At 41.9% G+C, this 16,600-nt stretch carries 14 protein-coding genes and 1 rRNA gene; 5 read left to right on the forward strand and 10 right to left on the reverse strand.

The features are described from left to right. The gene (gene proC, locus ACF8FD_RS09730) at window positions 1-831 is read left to right on the forward strand and encodes a pyrroline-5-carboxylate reductase (RefSeq protein WP_078426677.1); all 831 of its coding nucleotides are present in this window, start codon (window positions 1-3) and stop codon (window positions 829-831) included. A gap of 25 nt (window positions 832-856) precedes the next feature. Then, complete coding sequence (locus ACF8FD_RS09735; RefSeq protein ID WP_004979206.1) at window positions 857-1,426, forward strand: YggT family protein; 570 nt, start codon at window positions 857-859, stop codon at window positions 1,424-1,426. 142 nt (window positions 1,427-1,568) lie between these two features. On the opposite strand, the gene polA is transcribed toward ACF8FD_RS09735, so the two are convergent. Further along, window positions 1,569-4,334 (reverse strand): DNA polymerase I, encoded by a 2,766-nt coding sequence (polA, locus tag ACF8FD_RS09740; protein ID WP_281963354.1) that lies wholly within the window; start codon window positions 4,332-4,334, stop codon window positions 1,569-1,571. Window positions 4,335-4,496: 162 nt separating this feature from the next. Between polA and ACF8FD_RS09745 the strand changes: the two genes are divergently transcribed. After that, the gene (locus ACF8FD_RS09745; protein WP_039890189.1) at window positions 4,497-7,193 is read left to right on the forward strand and encodes a DUF2339 domain-containing protein; all 2,697 of its coding nucleotides are present in this window, start codon (window positions 4,497-4,499) and stop codon (window positions 7,191-7,193) included. A 49-nt stretch (window positions 7,194-7,242) separates the two neighbouring features. Here ACF8FD_RS09745 and ACF8FD_RS09750 read toward each other — a convergent pair whose 3' ends face one another. Continuing rightward, on the reverse strand, window positions 7,243-8,166 hold the full coding sequence (locus ACF8FD_RS09750; protein ID WP_004692251.1) for a mechanosensitive ion channel family protein: 924 nt from the start codon (window positions 8,164-8,166) through the stop codon (window positions 7,243-7,245). A 9-nt stretch (window positions 8,167-8,175) separates the two neighbouring features. Then, window positions 8,176-8,988: a hypothetical protein gene (locus ACF8FD_RS09755; protein WP_017396988.1), complete on the reverse strand. Its 813-nt coding sequence runs from the start codon at window positions 8,986-8,988 to the stop codon at window positions 8,176-8,178. A 114-nt stretch (window positions 8,989-9,102) separates the two neighbouring features. On the opposite strand from ACF8FD_RS09755, the gene gspE reads away from it, so the two are divergent. Continuing rightward, window positions 9,103-10,590 (forward strand): type II secretion system ATPase GspE, encoded by a 1,488-nt coding sequence (gene gspE, locus ACF8FD_RS09760; protein ID WP_058868979.1) that lies wholly within the window; start codon window positions 9,103-9,105, stop codon window positions 10,588-10,590. Window positions 10,591-10,627: 37 nt separating this feature from the next. Here the strand turns inward: gspE and ACF8FD_RS09765 are convergent, their stop codons facing one another. From ACF8FD_RS09765 to ACF8FD_RS09795, 7 genes are all read right to left on the reverse strand, one after another. Next, window positions 10,628-11,230 carry a hypothetical protein gene (locus ACF8FD_RS09765; protein WP_392453347.1) on the reverse strand — a complete coding sequence of 201 codons (603 nt, stop codon included), beginning with the start codon at window positions 11,228-11,230 and terminating at the stop codon, window positions 10,628-10,630. A 103-nt stretch (window positions 11,231-11,333) separates the two neighbouring features. Next, window positions 11,334-11,759: an organic hydroperoxide resistance protein gene (locus ACF8FD_RS09770; protein ID WP_005400731.1), complete on the reverse strand. Its 426-nt coding sequence runs from the start codon at window positions 11,757-11,759 to the stop codon at window positions 11,334-11,336. A 99-nt stretch (window positions 11,760-11,858) separates the two neighbouring features. After that, on the reverse strand, window positions 11,859-12,395 hold the full coding sequence (locus tag ACF8FD_RS09775) for a hypothetical protein (protein WP_125274107.1): 537 nt from the start codon (window positions 12,393-12,395) through the stop codon (window positions 11,859-11,861). A 135-nt stretch (window positions 12,396-12,530) separates the two neighbouring features. Then, window positions 12,531-13,355, reverse strand: coding sequence for a carbon-nitrogen hydrolase family protein (locus ACF8FD_RS09780; protein ID WP_392453348.1), 825 nt, complete (start codon window positions 13,353-13,355; stop codon window positions 12,531-12,533). Window positions 13,356-13,378: 23 nt separating this feature from the next. Beyond that, window positions 13,379-13,900, reverse strand: a complete 522-nt coding sequence (gene gigB / locus ACF8FD_RS09785) for an anti-anti-sigma factor GigB (protein WP_004692241.1) — start codon at window positions 13,898-13,900, stop codon at window positions 13,379-13,381. 112 nt (window positions 13,901-14,012) lie between these two features. Further along, window positions 14,013-14,981, reverse strand: coding sequence for an RsbU family protein phosphatase GigA (gigA, locus tag ACF8FD_RS09790; RefSeq protein ID WP_004692240.1), 969 nt, complete (start codon window positions 14,979-14,981; stop codon window positions 14,013-14,015). 98 nt (window positions 14,982-15,079) lie between these two features. Then, on the reverse strand, window positions 15,080-15,982 hold the full coding sequence (locus ACF8FD_RS09795) for a VacJ family lipoprotein (RefSeq protein ID WP_058868983.1): 903 nt from the start codon (window positions 15,980-15,982) through the stop codon (window positions 15,080-15,082). Between the two features lie 548 nt (window positions 15,983-16,530). Here ACF8FD_RS09795 and ACF8FD_RS09800 point away from each other — a divergent pair. After that, a 16S ribosomal RNA gene (locus tag ACF8FD_RS09800) occupies window positions 16,531-16,600 on the forward strand; the annotation flags it as partial.

Below are 16,600 nucleotides of genomic sequence, written 5' to 3' on the forward strand. Positions count from 1 at the left end.
ATGAGCGCAGTGTTGAATCGTAATATTTGTTTTATCGGCGGTGGTAACATGGCTCAAGCCCTCATTGGTGGCTTGATTTCACGTGGTTTACCTTCAACTCGCATTACGGTTTCTGATCCTGTTGAACAAGTTCGTCATTTATTGGCTGAAAAAGACTTGGTGGTGACTGAGGACAACGCATCTGCTATTCGTGAAGCTGATGTCGTGGTCTTAGCGGTTAAACCTCAAGTTTTAGCCGATGTTTTAAAACCATTAAACGGTTTATTTGACGGTAAGTTGATTATTTCGATTGTTGCGGGTGCTGAAATTGCAACGATTGCTGCATTAGCTGGCACTAATCGTATTGTTCGTGTGATGCCAAATACGCCTGCTTTAGTACAAACAGGTGCGCATGGTTTATATGCCACTGAGGCTGTAGATAAAGAAGACCGTGATTTGGCGAGCCAAGTACTTGCTGCGACAGGTTTGACTTTATGGGTAGGCGATGAAGCGCAAATTGATGCTGTGACTGCGGTGTCTGGTTCAGGTCCTGCGTATTTTTTCTATATGATGGAAAGCATGATCCGTGCAGGTAAAAACCTCGGTCTAGATGAAAAAGTAGCAACGGCGTTGACGTTGCAAACTGCATTGGGTGCGGCACAAATGGCAATCACGAGCTCAAATACACCAGCTGAATTGCGTAAAAATGTCACTTCACCGAATGGTACAACCCAAGCGGCACTTGAAGTGTTTGATCGTGCACAAATTTCACAAAATATCCAAGCTGCATTGGCTGCTGCTCAAAAGCGAAGTCAGGAACTTGCTCAAGAGCTGAGTGAAAGTAGCAAATAATCGTTTTATTTAGGAAAGTTCAAGTATGGGTGCAAACTCTGCGCTAATTTTTGGCATCATTATTAACGTTGCAATTTTACTGGTGTTCTTCCGCTTTCTCATGCAGTTGGCAGCGGTTAACTTTTATAACCCAGTGGTGATGTCGACCGTAAAAGCCACAAAAATTGTGGATATGTTTGGTCGTATTTTTCCAAATGTAGCGAAAGGCCGTGTTAACTTAGCGGCTTTAGTACTTTTGGTTTTATTGTACTTACTGAAAATTTTTGGCGTCATGTATCTCTCTGGAGCGATGCCAAATAGTCCTGTGCATTTGGTTATTTTAACTTTTGTGACCATGATTCAGGACTTGATTCGTTTCTGTCGTTACCTAATTTTTGCAACGATTATTTTAAGTTGGGTCGTGATGTTTACGCAGTCACGCTCGCCTTATATCGAAGTGATTCAAGAGCTGGCTGAACCATTATTGGCACCGTTTCGCCGTTTATTGCCCAATATGGGGATGATTGATCTTTCTCCAATCGTGGCGTTCTTGGCGCTGTATATTGCTGAAATGATTATGAATGAAGTGGCGATTGTCCTGCTCACTGGTTTATAAGATTGTAGCGAATAAAAAAGGACTCGATTGCGAGTCCTTTTTTTGTGGTTGAAATTTTTAGGTGAAGACGTTGATATTTCTTCTAGGAGGCAAATGACCTCCATACCAGCCTTCCTCCTAGGAGGAGGAAGGTGCAAATTTTTTAGTGGGCTTCATCCCAGTTTCGACCTTTGCCGACTTCAACCAACAATGGCACAGAAATCTGCAAAACAGACTGCATCACGTCTGCCAGTTTCGAAGCTAGTTCATCTGCAATACTTTCATCGACTTCAAAAACCAATTCATCGTGTACTTGTAGTAGCATTTTGGCTTGATCTTTAGGCAGCATTTGATCAACTGCAATCATCGCCATTTTAATAATGTCCGCAGCAGAACCTTGCAGCGGTGCATTAATTGCGGCACGTTCAGCCGCTTGTTTGATCATTTTATTGCTTGCCATAATATCGGGCGTATACAAGCGACGGCCTAAAATGGTTTCGACAAAACCTTGTTCACGTGCAATTTGGCGGGTACGTTCCATATAGTCGAGCACGCCCGGATAACGCTGGAAGTATTTCGCAATATAGCCACGCGATTCTTCACGGCTAAAACCGAGTTGACGGGTTAAGCCAAACTCAGACATGCCGTAGAGTAGACCGAAGTTGACGGCTTTGGCCTGACGACGTTGGTCTGAAGTAACATCTTCAAGTGCGACACCTAATACTTCAGCCGCTGTACGACGGTGTACATCTTGCCCATGATTAAAAGCATCGACCAAGGCTTCATCTTGTGAGAAATGTGCCATTAAACGCAGTTCAATTTGTGAATAATCGGCTGCCAAGAGCACGCGACCTTGTGGAGCAATAAAGGCTTTACGAATTTGACGTCCAATTTCCTCACGCACAGGAATGTTTTGTAAGTTGGGATCGGTCGAAGATAGACGGCCTGTTGCAGTCAGTGCTTGGTGGTAACTAGTATGCACACGATGGGTATCACTGTTGGCTTGTTTTAATAAGCCATCGGTATAGGTGCTTTTTAGTTTGGATAACCCACGATAGTCCAAGATTAGCTCGGTAATTGGGTGGTCAATTTTTTCTAAAACGCTTTCAGAGGTACTGTACTGGCCCGTTGCGGTTTTTTTACCGCCCTTGAGTCCGAGTTTATCAAACAAAATTTCACCGACTTGCTTCGGTGAGCTGACATTGAAGCTTTGTCCGGCCAGTTCGGTAATTTGGCTTTCAAGATTGGCCATGGTATTGGCAAACTCAACACCGAGTTGGTCAAGGAAGCCTAAGTCGAGCTCAATGCCGTTTTCTTCCATGATGGTCAGGACACGGGCAACTGGCATTTCGACATTGTGCAAGATATTGACCAATTCGGGATGCTTTTGTAGTTTGGCATCGAGCACTTCAAACAGGCGATAGGTCACATGGGCATCTTCAGCCGCATAGTGCGCGGCGGTTTCGATCTCAATTTGGTTAAAGGTTTTCTGTTTTGCGCCTTTACCTGCTACTTGTTCAAAGGTCGTGGTTAAGTGGCTGAGGTAGAGACGTGAAACATCATCCATCCCGTGACGAGTCGCCACAGCATTGAGTACATAAGAGGCCAACATGGTATCGAAATACCAGCCTTTTAGCTCTATGCCATGATTTTCCAAGACATGCGCATCATATTTCAAATGATGACCGATTTTCTGAACCGATTCATCTTCTAAAATAGGTTTAATTTGCGCCAAGATCTGTTCACGATCTAGCTGCGCAGGTGCATTTTCATAATCATGCGCAAGTGGAACGTAATACGCATCTTGCGCATCGAACGCGACCGAGAAACCAACAATTTTCGCTACGCGATAGTCTAAACTGGTGGTTTCGGTATCAAAGGCAAAACGTTTTTCTGTACTTAAACGTTTGAATAATTGAGTCCACTGTTCTGCACTGAGCACAGTATGGTAGTTCGCTTGACCCAGTTGGTCATCGACGCTGCTTTGAACAGCCTGATCTTCTGTATTGATAACAGTTTCAGATTGTGCTGATTTTACAATTTCTTGTGTTGCTTGTTTATAGGTTGCACTATTGGGATTGTTTGGATGATCGAGCGATTGCAACTGCTGACGGAATTCAAGCTCGGTATACAGTGAACGTAAGGCTTCGGTATTCGGATCTTGGAGTTTCAGATCGTCAAAGGTCAGTCCTGTCTCTAAGTCACAGACAATACTTGCCAGTTGGTGATCAAGCGCAATGCCATCAGCATGTTCTTTGATGTTTTGACCGACTTTGCCTTTAATTTTATCGACATTTTCTAAAATGCCACCAATTGAGCCATATTCTGTTAATAGTTTTGCTGCAGTTTTAGCCCCGACACCCGGAACACCCATAATGCCGTCAGAGGCATCGCCCATTAAAGTCAGATAGTCAATAATTTGGTTTGGCCACACCCCAAACTTTTCAAACACGCCATTCACATCCATCGGCTTGTCTTTAAAGCTGTCTTCTAAGGTGACTTTATCGGTCACCAACTGTGCCATGTCTTTATCGCCTGTGGAAATCAGCACTTGCTGTCCCGCGGCTTCCGCACGTTTGGCTAAAGTCCCGATGATGTCATCTGCTTCTGCACCTGGGAGCATGTATAAGGGGATACCCAAAGCACGAATTAAGGAATGCAAGTATGGAATTTGTTCTGATAACTCCTCAGGCATACTTGGGCGGTCACCTTTATAAATTGGTGATAGCACATGACGAAAAGTTGGTTCTGGCGTATCAAAAATGACCGCCATATGTGTTGGCTGGGTACGACGCATCAGTTTTTGGATGGCAGAAATTGCCCCACGGATTGCATTGGTATGTAAGCCAGTTGACGTGGTGAGCGGTGGCAAGGCATGAAAAGCACGAAATAAAAAGTATGAGCCATCGACCAAGACAAATGGTGGCATTGCAAGATTCCTTATCCAAATAACCCGTTTATTGTACGTGATTTTGACGCAGAACAAAGTGTATTGATGTACCGATTGGCATAGATGGTTACGGTTATGCGCTTAAAGATGCACTACAAGCTGATGTATTATTTGAAGATGAGAAAAAGAGATCGAGAACGGATGCAAACTGGACAGCGTGAAATTCGCATGATGTGGTTAATGGGGCTCACGATTGTTGCTATTGCAGCATGGTTTCTGGCTGTACCGCTGTTGAGTGCATTGTGTGGAATTGCTTTGATCATGAGTGTTATGCACTATGTTGATAGTATTGAACACCCCAGTACGACCTTGGCGGAACAACGGGACATTACTTTCCAGCCAACGTCAAAAGTGCCGCTTTACCTTGCTGCTTTCGTCATTTTAGTCGGCATGGTGGGGCAATGGGGTGGGCTCATTGGATTGGGGATCAGTGGTTGGTTGTTCTTTTTCTTTCGATGGTTGCGTCGTTTAGAATATCTATTGTTATCCGTGCAAGCACAGCCACATCAGGTGATATCTGACCGATTCCCAGAATCTGAAAACGCTCCCTCTTTACCCACTACTCTAAACAATACAGATGATTTAAGTCTCAGTGAGCAAGTGAAACGCTGGCTTTGGCAGGGCAATCCTGTCTTAAAAGTTGCGATTGTGATATTGCTGATTGGGCTTATTTTATTATTACGCTTTGCCACCGAACATTGGCAGTTGAGTCTCGCTGTTAAGCTGAGCCTCGTTGCTGCGGTAAGTGTGGGCGTTGTGATCTTTGGTTATGTGCTTCGGCACAAAAACCGCAGTTTTGCTTTGGCTTTGGAAGCGCTTGGACTGTCAGGCTTATTTTTGACTTTGTTTTTTGCTTACTACAACGGTGTGATTGCAAGTTTAGCGATTGCGAGCCTGTGCTTTGTGGTGGTGATGGCGGTTACACTCTGGCTCAGTTTAAAACAGCAGTCGATTGAGCTGGCGTTGATGGCGCTGATCATTGCTTATTTAGCACCTTTTACTTTGCCTGTACGAAATGCCACTGCGATAGAGCTAGTGGCCTATTATTTGGTTATCAATATTGCGGTCGCGGTTTTAAGCACGTTCAGGCCGTGGAAAGTCCTCAATCAAATTGCTTTTTTAATGACGGTGGTCGTAGGCGGCGCTTATGCCTTTTATCAGGGTAAAGCGCCTGAGCGAGGCATGCTGGCCTTGTTGGTTTTGGCACATAGTACGGTCTTTATTTGGTTGAGTTTTCGTTATAGCCAACTTTTGGCGCGTGAGGATTTAACTCAGTTTAAGTTGAAACCGATCTTGGATGTGGCTTTGATTTTTGCTGCACCCATTGTTGCTTTTGCTTTTTTGTATGTGATGTATTTTGAAGAAACGACTTGGCAGGCAGGCTTTAGTCTGGGCTTTGCAGCGCTCTATGCCGTGCTTTATCAACTGCTAAAAAGATCCCACAGTGTTGAGTTGATTGCACAAAGTTATCTCAGTTTGACCTTGGTTTTCTTGGCGCTGATTCCCCCTATTTTGCTGCCTGATCAGTGGGGTGTGGTGGGGTGGAGTGTTGAGGGTGCACTAATTTTTATGTATGCCTTATATCGAAATTCTGCACTGAGTCGTTATTTGGCGATGGGCTTACTGGCCGTGGCAGGGCTCTCAAGTCTGTACTATGTGGTGGAGCTCAATCGTTTTCCAACGGAAGTCTATTGGGCGCTGTGTCTGAGTTATTTTGCTGTGGTTGCCGTTGCCAACAGTGTAGAGCGCTTTAGACAACAGTTGTCTTTTGCCACCATTGCCTTTTTTTGCTTACAACTGCTTTCAGCAACCAGCATGTTGTTTATTTTACTTTTGGATGAAATCCACAGTAAAAGTCAGGTGACGATGGCGCTGCTGATCATCGTACTTTTATATACAGTGCTGAATGAATGGTTGCTCTACCGTAAAGCCAGTTGGTCATGGCTATTACCCAAATGGATTGGCCTGATTCCGTTGTATGCAGTTGCCTTTATTTTCTTGGTGGGCTTGAGCCATGATGGCATCATTATGTGGTCGACTGGTTTAGATCGCCTATTGTTTGCTTTAACGAGTGGATTACTCACGTTGCTGTGGCTTCGCCCGTTACAGGGCGTAGAGGATGAGCAGGAGTGGGTGAGTTTGGGTGCTTTACTGAGTTTAGCGCTGACCAGCTTAACCCTCATTCCAAGTATGCCGTATTTAAGCATGGTCATTTTGCCGCTGGCCTTTGCTGCATGGTGCTACACACAATCGACTCAAACGCGATGGAGACAGTTTTGGCAAGCACGCAATACCTTAGTGCTCATGTTGTTTTGGATCGTGTGTTCTCAGATCTTTAGCCAACAAGCTTTTGCAGGGTACTGGCTACCCATTTTCAACCCATTTGACTTGGTCAGTATTGCGATGCTGATCGGTTTCATTTGGATGCTGAATTTACAAATGAAAGCGGGTTTGGAAAAAAGTCTGGGTGCCATTTTGATGATGTCGAGTCTACTTTGGCTCAGTAGTTATGTGGTGCTACGTGCGCTGCATGTCTATTTTGCAACACCCTATAATGACTGGAAAATGTGGGAAAACGCCTTGGTGCAACTGAGCTTTACTTTGCTTTGGGTCAGTTTGGCTTTCATTTGCATGCTGACGGCGACCAAACGGAACTTGCGTTCATTGTGGATTTTTGGTGGGTGTATTTTAGTTCTTGTGACGCTGAAATTGGTCTTGTTTGACTTATCTCACATTGGGACACTCACCCGCGTGATTTCATTTTTAGGTGCAGGTTTGGTGATGTTGGTGATTGCGTATATTGCACCGATGCCTGAACTTGAGGAAAAGACCAATTAAACAAATTCAGCTCCTTATGTCTGCAGGGATCATAAGGAGCTGAGGCTATTTATTTGATATTCGGTTCTCGTTTCAAGGCTTGCGCATTGGCATATTGATCAATTTCTTCATTGGATAATGGACGCGAAAGCGGATGATCGACAAAACCCATTTTCGGCACAGGAATTTCGATTTGGTTATCTAAGAAACCATTACGAATACGTTCCTGCATTTCATCACGCACTTGCAAAAAGTGTTCTTGCTGACACCACACGGCAAACAGTAACTCAATCGAAGACTCACGAAAGGCGGTGACGGTGACGGCAGGTTTAGGGTCTGCAAGCACCAAAGGATATTTATTGGCGACATCAATCAGCACTTCACGTACTTTAATGATGTTCTCATGAAAGTTAATCGCTAGGGTGATGGGAATACGCCGTATTGGAAACTTAGAGAGGTTATGAACTGGGGCTCGAATCAGTTGTTCATTCGGTAGTCGTACATAAATGTTGTCCTGAGTGAGTAACTTAACCGAGAGGAGGTCAATTGAAATGACTTCACCTTCAATGGTATTGCCGCGAATAAGGGTGATTGAAATGGTGTCACCAATTTCAAAAGAACCTTCACCAATTAGGAACAAACCACTGATTAAGTTGGATGCAGAGGTTTGTGAGGCAAAACCCAAAGCAACCGTCAAAATACCTGCGGCGCCTAAAAACACACTGAGTTTAAAACCAGCTTCTTTGAGGCTGGCCATCACAAAAATTAGAAAAATAAAGTAAAAAATACCACGACGCCAGACCAGTCGTTGGTGGGCGTTAAACTTGGTGCCAATGGTTCGGATAAAGGTATTTGAAACCAGACGTGCCAAGAGAAACCCAACAAAACACAGCACTAAGGCAATTAAGATTTCCGTTAGTCGTTCTGTATTGATGTTGGTAAAAATGCCTTTTAGGCTACTGGTAATTTCTTGGGGAATATTTGAGTTTGGCATCTGTCCCCCTTAGAAGAATGAATCAAACATATTAAATAATGCGCTCGCCGAAGAGCGCGGTGGATGCACATAAATCACTTTGCCTGCATGCGGAGGCGTACGGTTCTCGATACGGATTCGCGGTGGCCGATCGGCGCCTTCATGTAAGACTTTAATTTGCGATGTCCAAAGTCGATCCGTACTTTCACTATAAAATAAAGGCAGGGCTGAAACAGGTACGTTCATGCGGTCAAAACGCAGTTGTAAATGGCTGGTGTTGTGGAACTCAATGGGCGTCACTGCACGAAATGCACGTGGTTTGAGTTGATGCAATTCAGTTCGACCATCGACAGCCGTAGCGTAGGCAATTTCACCTGTACGGTGGTTTGGCCCAAACCAAGTTTCTTTGGGTAAAATCACAGGAATATCAAATAGGGGATCGCGCTGACCTTCAATAAAACCCGAAATCCATAACGGAGTGCTGATATACAACGTCCCGCGCTGACCGGCTGGAATATAAATCGGATCGACAGGTTTAATTACCACTGAACGATCGGCCAAACGTGGCATCAGTTGAATCGTATGGTGAGTGTTTTTAAACATGTAGCGTTTAATTTCAACGGGTTGCGGAAAGGCGAAATGTGGATCTTCTATCGCATGCCATTTTTGCTCATAGTCATACTGAACTTGAGGACGATGAAACTCTAAACGCCATTCTTGTAGACCGCGGGTGAGGCGAAAAAGTAATGAGCCGAACTGCCACGCACGAGCTTGATTCAACTCAAAGTTGTATTCCCCCCACCATTTTAAATTGGGGCTATCCGATTCAAACAGTTCATTCATATTAGGCAACAGCACATTTCCTTATATTGCAAATCAGTGAAAAACAGACTTCACGCTGTCATATGCTTAGAGTACACTCAAAATAATATTTTTCATCATTATTATAATTTTAAGATGCAAGTGCTTAAACAATTACAAATTCCCTATAGTTTTGCGAAGCGTCATGGCGTGCTGTTGCGTTACGAAGGCGATCAAGCCTTTATTGTGCGCCGTGAAAGTACGCCGTTGTTGGCTTTGCAAGAGGCACGTCGTTTTTTAGGTGTGGCAGCACAACATCAACTGTGTAGTGATGAAGAATTTCACCAGCTTTTAAGCAGTAGCTATGCAGGGGACAGTGGCGAATCACAACAAGTGGCCGCTGGTTTAGAAGATCATCCCGATTTACTTAGTTTAGCTGACCAAGTGCCTGAAGCTGAAGATCTGATGGATCAAGAAGATGATGCTCCAATTGTTCGTTTGATTAATGCGTTATTGTCTGAAGCCATTCGTGTTGGCGCATCCGATATTCATATTGAAGCCTTTGAAAAGAAACTGTCGGTGCGTTTACGTGTCGATGGGCAATTACGTGAAATTGTTCAGCCACGCCGTGAACTTGCACCGTTATTAGTATCTCGTATTAAAGTTATGGCAAAACTGGATATTGCAGAAAAACGGATTCCGCAAGACGGCCGTATTTCACTGCGTTTGGCTGGGCGTGAAGTCGATGTGCGTGTATCGACTTTGCCATCATCACATGGCGAGCGTGTGGTGATGCGTTTATTAGATAAACAAGCCGGTCGTTTGAACATGACCCATTTGGGCTTATTGAAACCTGACTATGAGCGTTTAACACAGTTGGTGCACCGTCCACACGGGATTATTTTGGTCACAGGCCCGACAGGTTCGGGTAAAACAACAACGCTTTATGCGGCGCTTTCAGACCTTAATGATGGTTCGAAAAATATATTGACCGCAGAAGACCCGATTGAATACCAACTGGAAGGGATTGGACAGACACAAGTCAACACCAAAGTCGATATGACTTTTGCGAGAGCCTTAAAGGCCATGCTGCGTCAAGACCCAGACGTAGTCATGGTAGGTGAAATCCGTGACTTGGAAACGGCTGAAATTGCGGTACAAGCATCACTCACAGGGCATTTGGTTCTATCTACACTGCATACCAATACGGCCATTGGTGCGGTCACTCGTTTAAAAGACATGGGCATTGAACCATTTTTACTGTCGAGTTCTTTGATTGGTGTCATTGCACAGCGTTTAGTGCGCACCTTATGTAGCCATTGTTTCATTTGGCATGATGCCGATACTTTTGAAACACAACTGTTTCAGCATTTGAACCCAAAATCAGAACTTCAGTTACCTCAACCGAATGGCTGTGAACGTTGTTCACATACGGGTTTTACGGGGCGGACGGCGATTTATGAAATTGTCGCTGTGGACGATCAGATGCGCCGTTTAGTTCATGGCAATGCCGCTGAATATGAATTGGAAAGTTATGCAAGACAACACTCAGGTTCTATTCGTGATGATGGTTTGCGTAAAGTATTGGCGGGGAAAACCACACTGGAAGAAGTATTGCGTGTGACCAATGAAGCGGCAGAGTAATGAATAAAGCTAAAGATTAAATTTAAAAAATGAAATTTTAGGAGGGCTCATTTATTTTGAATTGAGTGCCTTTAAAAAATGCAAGTTCCAGTGCTCTGTATTCCGTAATGTCATAACCAACTTTTTGTTTCATTAACTCAAAAAATGTTGTGAAGGGTTCTTCATTTTTTAGCTCTTCGATCAGCTTTAAATACTCAATATAAGCTCTGGGCTTTTCTAGTCTATATTTATGTGGTTCTACATCGTTTAGAAATCTAAAAACACGGCTGTCCCAAATCGCATATTGCTTTGGGTTTATAAAATGTAAGAGTTTTGATGTACCAACAAGTGAATTGTTAAAGGTAGTTTTTAGCGTTGTAAGTTGTTGTTCATCGATAAGTTTGCCTTTTTTGATTTCATTTAAGATGAAGAGAACTTCTTCTGTATTTTTAAGATTTAGCGCTTTTAGGATCGTGGGCATCCAAGAATAAGTAAAACTTATTCCGATAACCAAATTCTCTAAATTGATAGATTCTAAATTTTGGAAGTAATTTAAAAAATAAGGATAGGAAAGGAGATAATTTTCATCGGTCGATTTGAAATTATTTACAATATTAGTCAGTTGAAGAAAAGTTTCATCATTTGATTTGTCACGTTTCATTTTAGGTGTTTTACTACATTGTTTAAGTCAATATAGAATATTTGAATAAATTAAATCCACCTAAAAATTAGTCTTTATTTTTAGGTGGATGTTCATTTAAAAATCAAACAATCACATTCAATGTCACATCAATATTTCCACGTGTTGCATTTGAATAAGGGCAAACAATATGTGCTGCATCCACTAATTTTTGCGCTTCTGCTTGCTCTAAACCTTCTAAATGAATGTTCAAGGTCACTTGAATACCAAAGCCTGTTGGAATCGGGCCAATACCTACATCACCTTCGATATAAACATCAGGTGTAATTTTTAATTGGTCACGGTTAGCAACAAACTTCATTGCACCTAGAAAACATGCAGAATAACCTGCGGCAAAAAGCTGTTCAGGGTTCGTTCCACCACCTGCGCCGCCCATTTCTTTAGGAACGGTGAGTTTTACATCTAAAATCCCATCAGAAGAGGTTGCGCGACCATCACGGCCACCTGTCGCTTTAGCATGTGCTGTATAAACTACTTTTTCTAAAGACATTGTGATTCCCTGAATATTGTATTTGAGTTCTTATCCTGTCCTAAATTGCAGAAAGAATAAGCAGTGTTTTTGTAAATGTAATCTTTAAATAGAAAAGAGTTAAAGTGGACCTGTGCTATTCCTAAAATGAATCAGATATTGTCCATTTTTTTGCTTTTGAATCTGCTTAAAAGAAAAGGTTTGGGGCATTTCTTCTGTACCCTTAAGCATATAGTCAATATTGATTTCAAAGGTCTTGGATTTTGTAAATTGTTGCTCTAAAGCAGTAATACCATCTAAATAAAACGCACGATCATCTTGTTGCAAATAAATAGCGATTCTACATAACTCTTGAATGAAACAGCTTTGACAAAGTTTGTGATTTTTTTCAATATCGGTTGAATTTAGAATGAGTTGAATGTCGAAACCATAAGATTCACAACTGATGTGCTTAAGTCGTATAGTTTGCTTATTTTCAAGTTGTGCTGTTTCTAAACCGTATAAAATAGAAAAATCATCCATCGTATTTTTAATTGAAAATGTATGATTCCGTACTTTATTTTTTAAAAGCACGGGTTGGGCTAAGCTTCGAACGCATTCGGTTTCTGAGTTCTTTTTTGCAAGTGCATATAGATCATTTGTTTTTGCAAATACCAAGGTGTGCAGAAATGAAAGAAGTAGAGGTGTGAGGAGTAAAATATTTTCATTATTATCGATTTAATGTTTCAGTGAAAATATTAAAAATGAGTTCATGAAAAAACTTAAGATTTGCTTTTTACTTTATTTAAATCTTTAGAGTTGAATTAATTTCCGATGTTGCATCAACGGCATACTTTCACGAATTTGAACTTGTTCTGCCAAGTCAAAAGGAACCGTAATCAACTGTGCGCCCGGGTTAAGAATCAAATCCAAAACTTGACCACGGCTATTGGTTGCCGCTGCATGTCCCCAAGTTTGTCTCTTTTCACCATGCCAGCCTTGTTGTGCGGCGCCTAAAACCTGACATTGACTGTCCATCGCACGGGCTTGTAATAATAACTGCCAGTGCATTTGCCCTGTGGTGTAGGTAAACGCAGCGGGTGCAGTCAAAATATTTGCACCGCGCGCGCGTAAAGTTAAAGCCAGTTCAGGAAAGCGTAAGTCATAGCAAACCATCAAGCCAATAATACCAAAAGGCATTTTTGCCACAACGACATCTGTACCAGGTTCAAAAAACTTCGATTCTTGGTAGCCACCCACAGCATCGCCAACTTGTACGTCAAACAAATGAATTTTGTCATAACGTGCTTCAGTACGTTCAGGGCTAATGCAAAGACTGACTGTACGAACACGACCATCCTCAATAACAGAACCATCTGGACGGAACGGGCATGGGAGAGTACCCGCGACGATCCAGATCTGATATTGATGAGCAAGATTTTCTAAACGCTTTTGAATGTCTTCAAACTGTGCTGCGGTCTCACGTTGTTTGCCTGCGGCAAAACAAACGAAGTTTTCGGGAAACACAATCAGTTCAGCACTATTTACTTTACTTTGTTGAATGAGAGACTCAATGACAAGGAAGTTTGCTTCAATGTCATTTTGAGAGTTCATTTGTACAACAGAAAGTAAAGTCATAAATGGGCCTACAAAATTTGTTGTTATGCGTTTTGTTGCTGCGACACTTGATCGAGGCTGTCTTGTTCTTTTTGCAACTGTTTGACCAAAGGTTCAAACATATTTTGATTACTTTGATTCAGTTCCATCAAAGTTTTATGTGCATCTAGTACGGTGTTTAACATATTACGATGTGTAATGTGCTCTTCCATCAGTTCGAGGGTACAAACGTTTGGATCGCCACAGTAGTTTAAAATCACAAAAACCTGCCCTAGCCCCATACTGTTGGCTAAGGTAGTGATATCAGAGTTGGTGGACAACATGACAGCTTGGATATTATGGATCTGTTTAAGCTTTAAGCCTAACTTTGCCAAAATGCCTAACACAGTGCTGTCGATGAATGTAGTTTGGGTTAAATCTACGATTGCACCAACAACATTTGACTGTTGTTCAATACGGTTTAAAAGTTTGTCTAGACTGATACAAGATTGGGCACGCACTTCGCCAATAAGCTTAAAAATATGCGTTCCATTCAAGCTTGCATATTCAACATGACCTGTTGACATATAAATGCCATTTGCAGAGAAGGATAGGAAATTATCCCATAGGGCAAATACTTACTCAAGTATCTAACAGTCTTAGAAGATAGGATATTGTAATAAGTTATTGATAATTTGATTAATTCATTCGGCGTAAACTTAATATAGCAATATCGTCTGCAACATGCTCTGGTGCTTCAAAGGATTGATTTTGCAAATGATAGACCAATTGTGTGAACTGATCATTCAGTCCACCATTAAAGGGTTCGAGTGCGCCATCGGAACAAATAATGAAGCGGGCATGGCGGTTGAGCACACATTCATGCTCTTCAACTTCCAGTTCTTCAGTAAGGCCCAGAGGAAAACTACTGGTATGTAATATTTTAGGAGCTTGATTTGGCTCGAAGATAATTGCTGGGGGGTAATGTCCTGCACTCGACCAACGAAGTTGATGTGTTTCGAGGTTTAAAATCCCTGCAATCATGGTGATGTGCTTTTCAATATTCTCTTGAACCAACATGCCATTGAGTTTCTTAATGAGTTCGCGCGGTGTTTTGGCACGACCATGAAAAGCCGCCATCCAAGAGGTTAATAAGCTGCTGGTGACCCCGTGACCGGATACATCAGCCAAATAGAACATCACTTCTTTATCGCTAATTTTCCAATAATCAAACCAGTCCCCAGACAAATAAGCAGAAGGCTGAAAAAATGTTTCAACGGTGTAGTTTTGGAGTTCTATAGGATTTGGTAAAAGTCGCTTTTGTAACTCTGCTGCGGAAGGCAGATCGCGACTGTCTTGATTACGCTTATATTGAGCATCAATTTTGAGTAAGGATTGCTGTGGGTTACTGGGCAGTTTATTCCACATCCAACCTGCTAAAGCACCAAGTTCCCAAGCTTGGGCTAAAGCACTACCTTCATTTTCAAAGGCAAGAACAATGGTAGGCAGTGTCCATTTATAATCTAAATAATCTTGGATGTCGGCAATAGCAATAATAGTCGGGTCATAAAGATCAATGTCTTCTATGCGAATCATTTGCACACTTGGTAGTGTGTCTAGCACCTGTTCTAAATATGGAATATGGCGAGAAGGTTGAATGAAATACATAAAAAAAATGGCTTATCCTTAGCATTAAGCTATTGCTTTACTATAACAAGCAAATTACAGCTAGAGAAAAAAAATTCAACTCTAGCTGCAATACATTGTTATTCCGTATCTAACATTTGATGCGATTCATTGGTTGATGGAGAGCTAGAAGAATCATCATCACCGACCTCATCAATGAACATTCCTTCAGCTTCTTGGCCTTTTTTCTCAGCAATAATGAAGTTTTTACGTTGTAAATAAATATCACGAATTGAGGAATATTTGTCGCCTTGAATCGCACCCTCAATATCAATCAGTTGTGATCGCACATCAATACCACGTAAAGTCTGTTCGGCCCAATACAGGCCTTCTTCATCTTCTAATATGTATTTTTGTGGGCGCGCATAGCCATCAACAACCAAGCCAAAACCATCACGGAAAGTACTTGGCCCAAAAACAGGAAGCACGAGGTATGGGCCAGATGGAACCCCCCAATAGCCAAGAGTCGTACCAAAGTTTTCATCTTCAGTTTCTAAACCCAAGCGCGAAGCAGGATCTGCAAAACCTAAAGTAGTTACCGTATTAATGGTAAATCGACCTAAAGTTTTTGCGGCACGGCCGGGACGACCTTGTATAAGTTGGTTCACTGCATTCCAAGGTTCACCGAGGTTTTTACGAAAGCCACTATAAGAGTCACGAATCGGAGAAGGGATCTTTTCTTTATATTCCACCGCAATTGGGCGAACGACTGCACGGTCTAAAGCATCATTGACGGCAAAAATTTGTCTATTTAAAGGTTGAAGCGGATCTTTTACATTATCAGGTTGTGCTGCATTGGCATCTACTTTTAAATCTTTTGCTTTAATATTCTTTAATTCTTTAAGCGAAGAAGATTGAGCTGTTTGCGGATCAGCACTGGTATCTATTTCGCTGGCAGCTGTAGGCGCTACATCTTCAGCAAATGCAAATGTTGTAAAGCCTACAAAGAGTAGACCAGCACATAAGTGGCGAATGTGTTGCATATAAAAGAGTTCCGGAACTTTATAATCAGCAGGTGAATTAAAAAAATAATCTTTTAACTATCTTAACAGCTCTTTATTGCTCATTGTTAAATCAAATTTTAAGAAATGTTAGTAAAAAAGCGACATTTTGCTGAATAAATAAACAAGTGGAAGTTTTTTTATAAATAATTGAGAAAAGGGGGTTGTGTTGGTTTGGAAATGCTGTAGAATGCACATCCATCGGCGGTGATGTTGATTAAAACTTGTTAAGAAACAAAGATTTAGCCCAAGTAGTAGAATCTGGAAGTCTTGAATAAGTTTAAAAATAATTAACAAAACCAGTTGACTTTCTCTGGGAAGAGAGTAGTATAGCCGACCTAGCTTGCTGATGACGAATCAGCAAGAAGATCATTAAGAGATTATGAAGAACAACTTGTGTGGATTTTTACTGATTGATCGATCGAAAATATTTCATTGATTGATGGTAAAAATTACTCGAAGTTTATTTGAGAAATATTTGTCAGAAAATTGATGAGCCAAGATTTGTAGCCATAAGCTACTAATGATTTTAACTGAAGAGTTTGATCATGGCTCAGATTGAACGCTGGCGGCAGGCTTAACACATGCAAGTCGAGCGGG

The organism is Acinetobacter sp. TYF_19, assembly GCF_043105125.1.
GTDB lineage: Bacteria > Pseudomonadota > Gammaproteobacteria > Pseudomonadales > Moraxellaceae > Acinetobacter > Acinetobacter johnsonii.

Coding starts and splice junctions, on each gene's coding strand:
- proC (WP_078426677.1), top strand. CDS start 1: ATGAGCGCAGTGTTGAATCGTAATATTTGTTTTATCGGCGGTGGTAAC.
- ACF8FD_RS09735 (WP_004979206.1), top strand. CDS start 857: ATGGGTGCAAACTCTGCGCTAATTTTTGGCATCATTATTAACGTTGCA.
- polA (WP_281963354.1), bottom strand. CDS start 4,334: ATGCCACCATTTGTCTTGGTCGATGGCTCATACTTTTTATTTCGTGCT.
- ACF8FD_RS09745 (WP_039890189.1), top strand. CDS start 4,497: ATGCAAACTGGACAGCGTGAAATTCGCATGATGTGGTTAATGGGGCTC.
- ACF8FD_RS09750 (WP_004692251.1), bottom strand. CDS start 8,166: ATGCCAAACTCAAATATTCCCCAAGAAATTACCAGTAGCCTAAAAGGC.
- ACF8FD_RS09755 (WP_017396988.1), bottom strand. CDS start 8,988: ATGAATGAACTGTTTGAATCGGATAGCCCCAATTTAAAATGGTGGGGG.
- gspE (WP_058868979.1), top strand. CDS start 9,103: ATGCAAGTGCTTAAACAATTACAAATTCCCTATAGTTTTGCGAAGCGT.
- ACF8FD_RS09765 (WP_392453347.1), bottom strand. CDS start 11,230: ATGAAACGTGACAAATCAAATGATGAAACTTTTCTTCAACTGACTAAT.
- ACF8FD_RS09770 (WP_005400731.1), bottom strand. CDS start 11,759: ATGTCTTTAGAAAAAGTAGTTTATACAGCACATGCTAAAGCGACAGGT.
- ACF8FD_RS09780 (WP_392453348.1), bottom strand. CDS start 13,355: ATGACTTTACTTTCTGTTGTACAAATGAACTCTCAAAATGACATTGAA.
- gigB (WP_004692241.1), bottom strand. CDS start 13,900: ATGTCAACAGGTCATGTTGAATATGCAAGCTTGAATGGAACGCATATT.
- gigA (WP_004692240.1), bottom strand. CDS start 14,981: ATGTATTTCATTCAACCTTCTCGCCATATTCCATATTTAGAACAGGTG.
- ACF8FD_RS09795 (WP_058868983.1), bottom strand. CDS start 15,982: ATGCAACACATTCGCCACTTATGTGCTGGTCTACTCTTTGTAGGCTTT.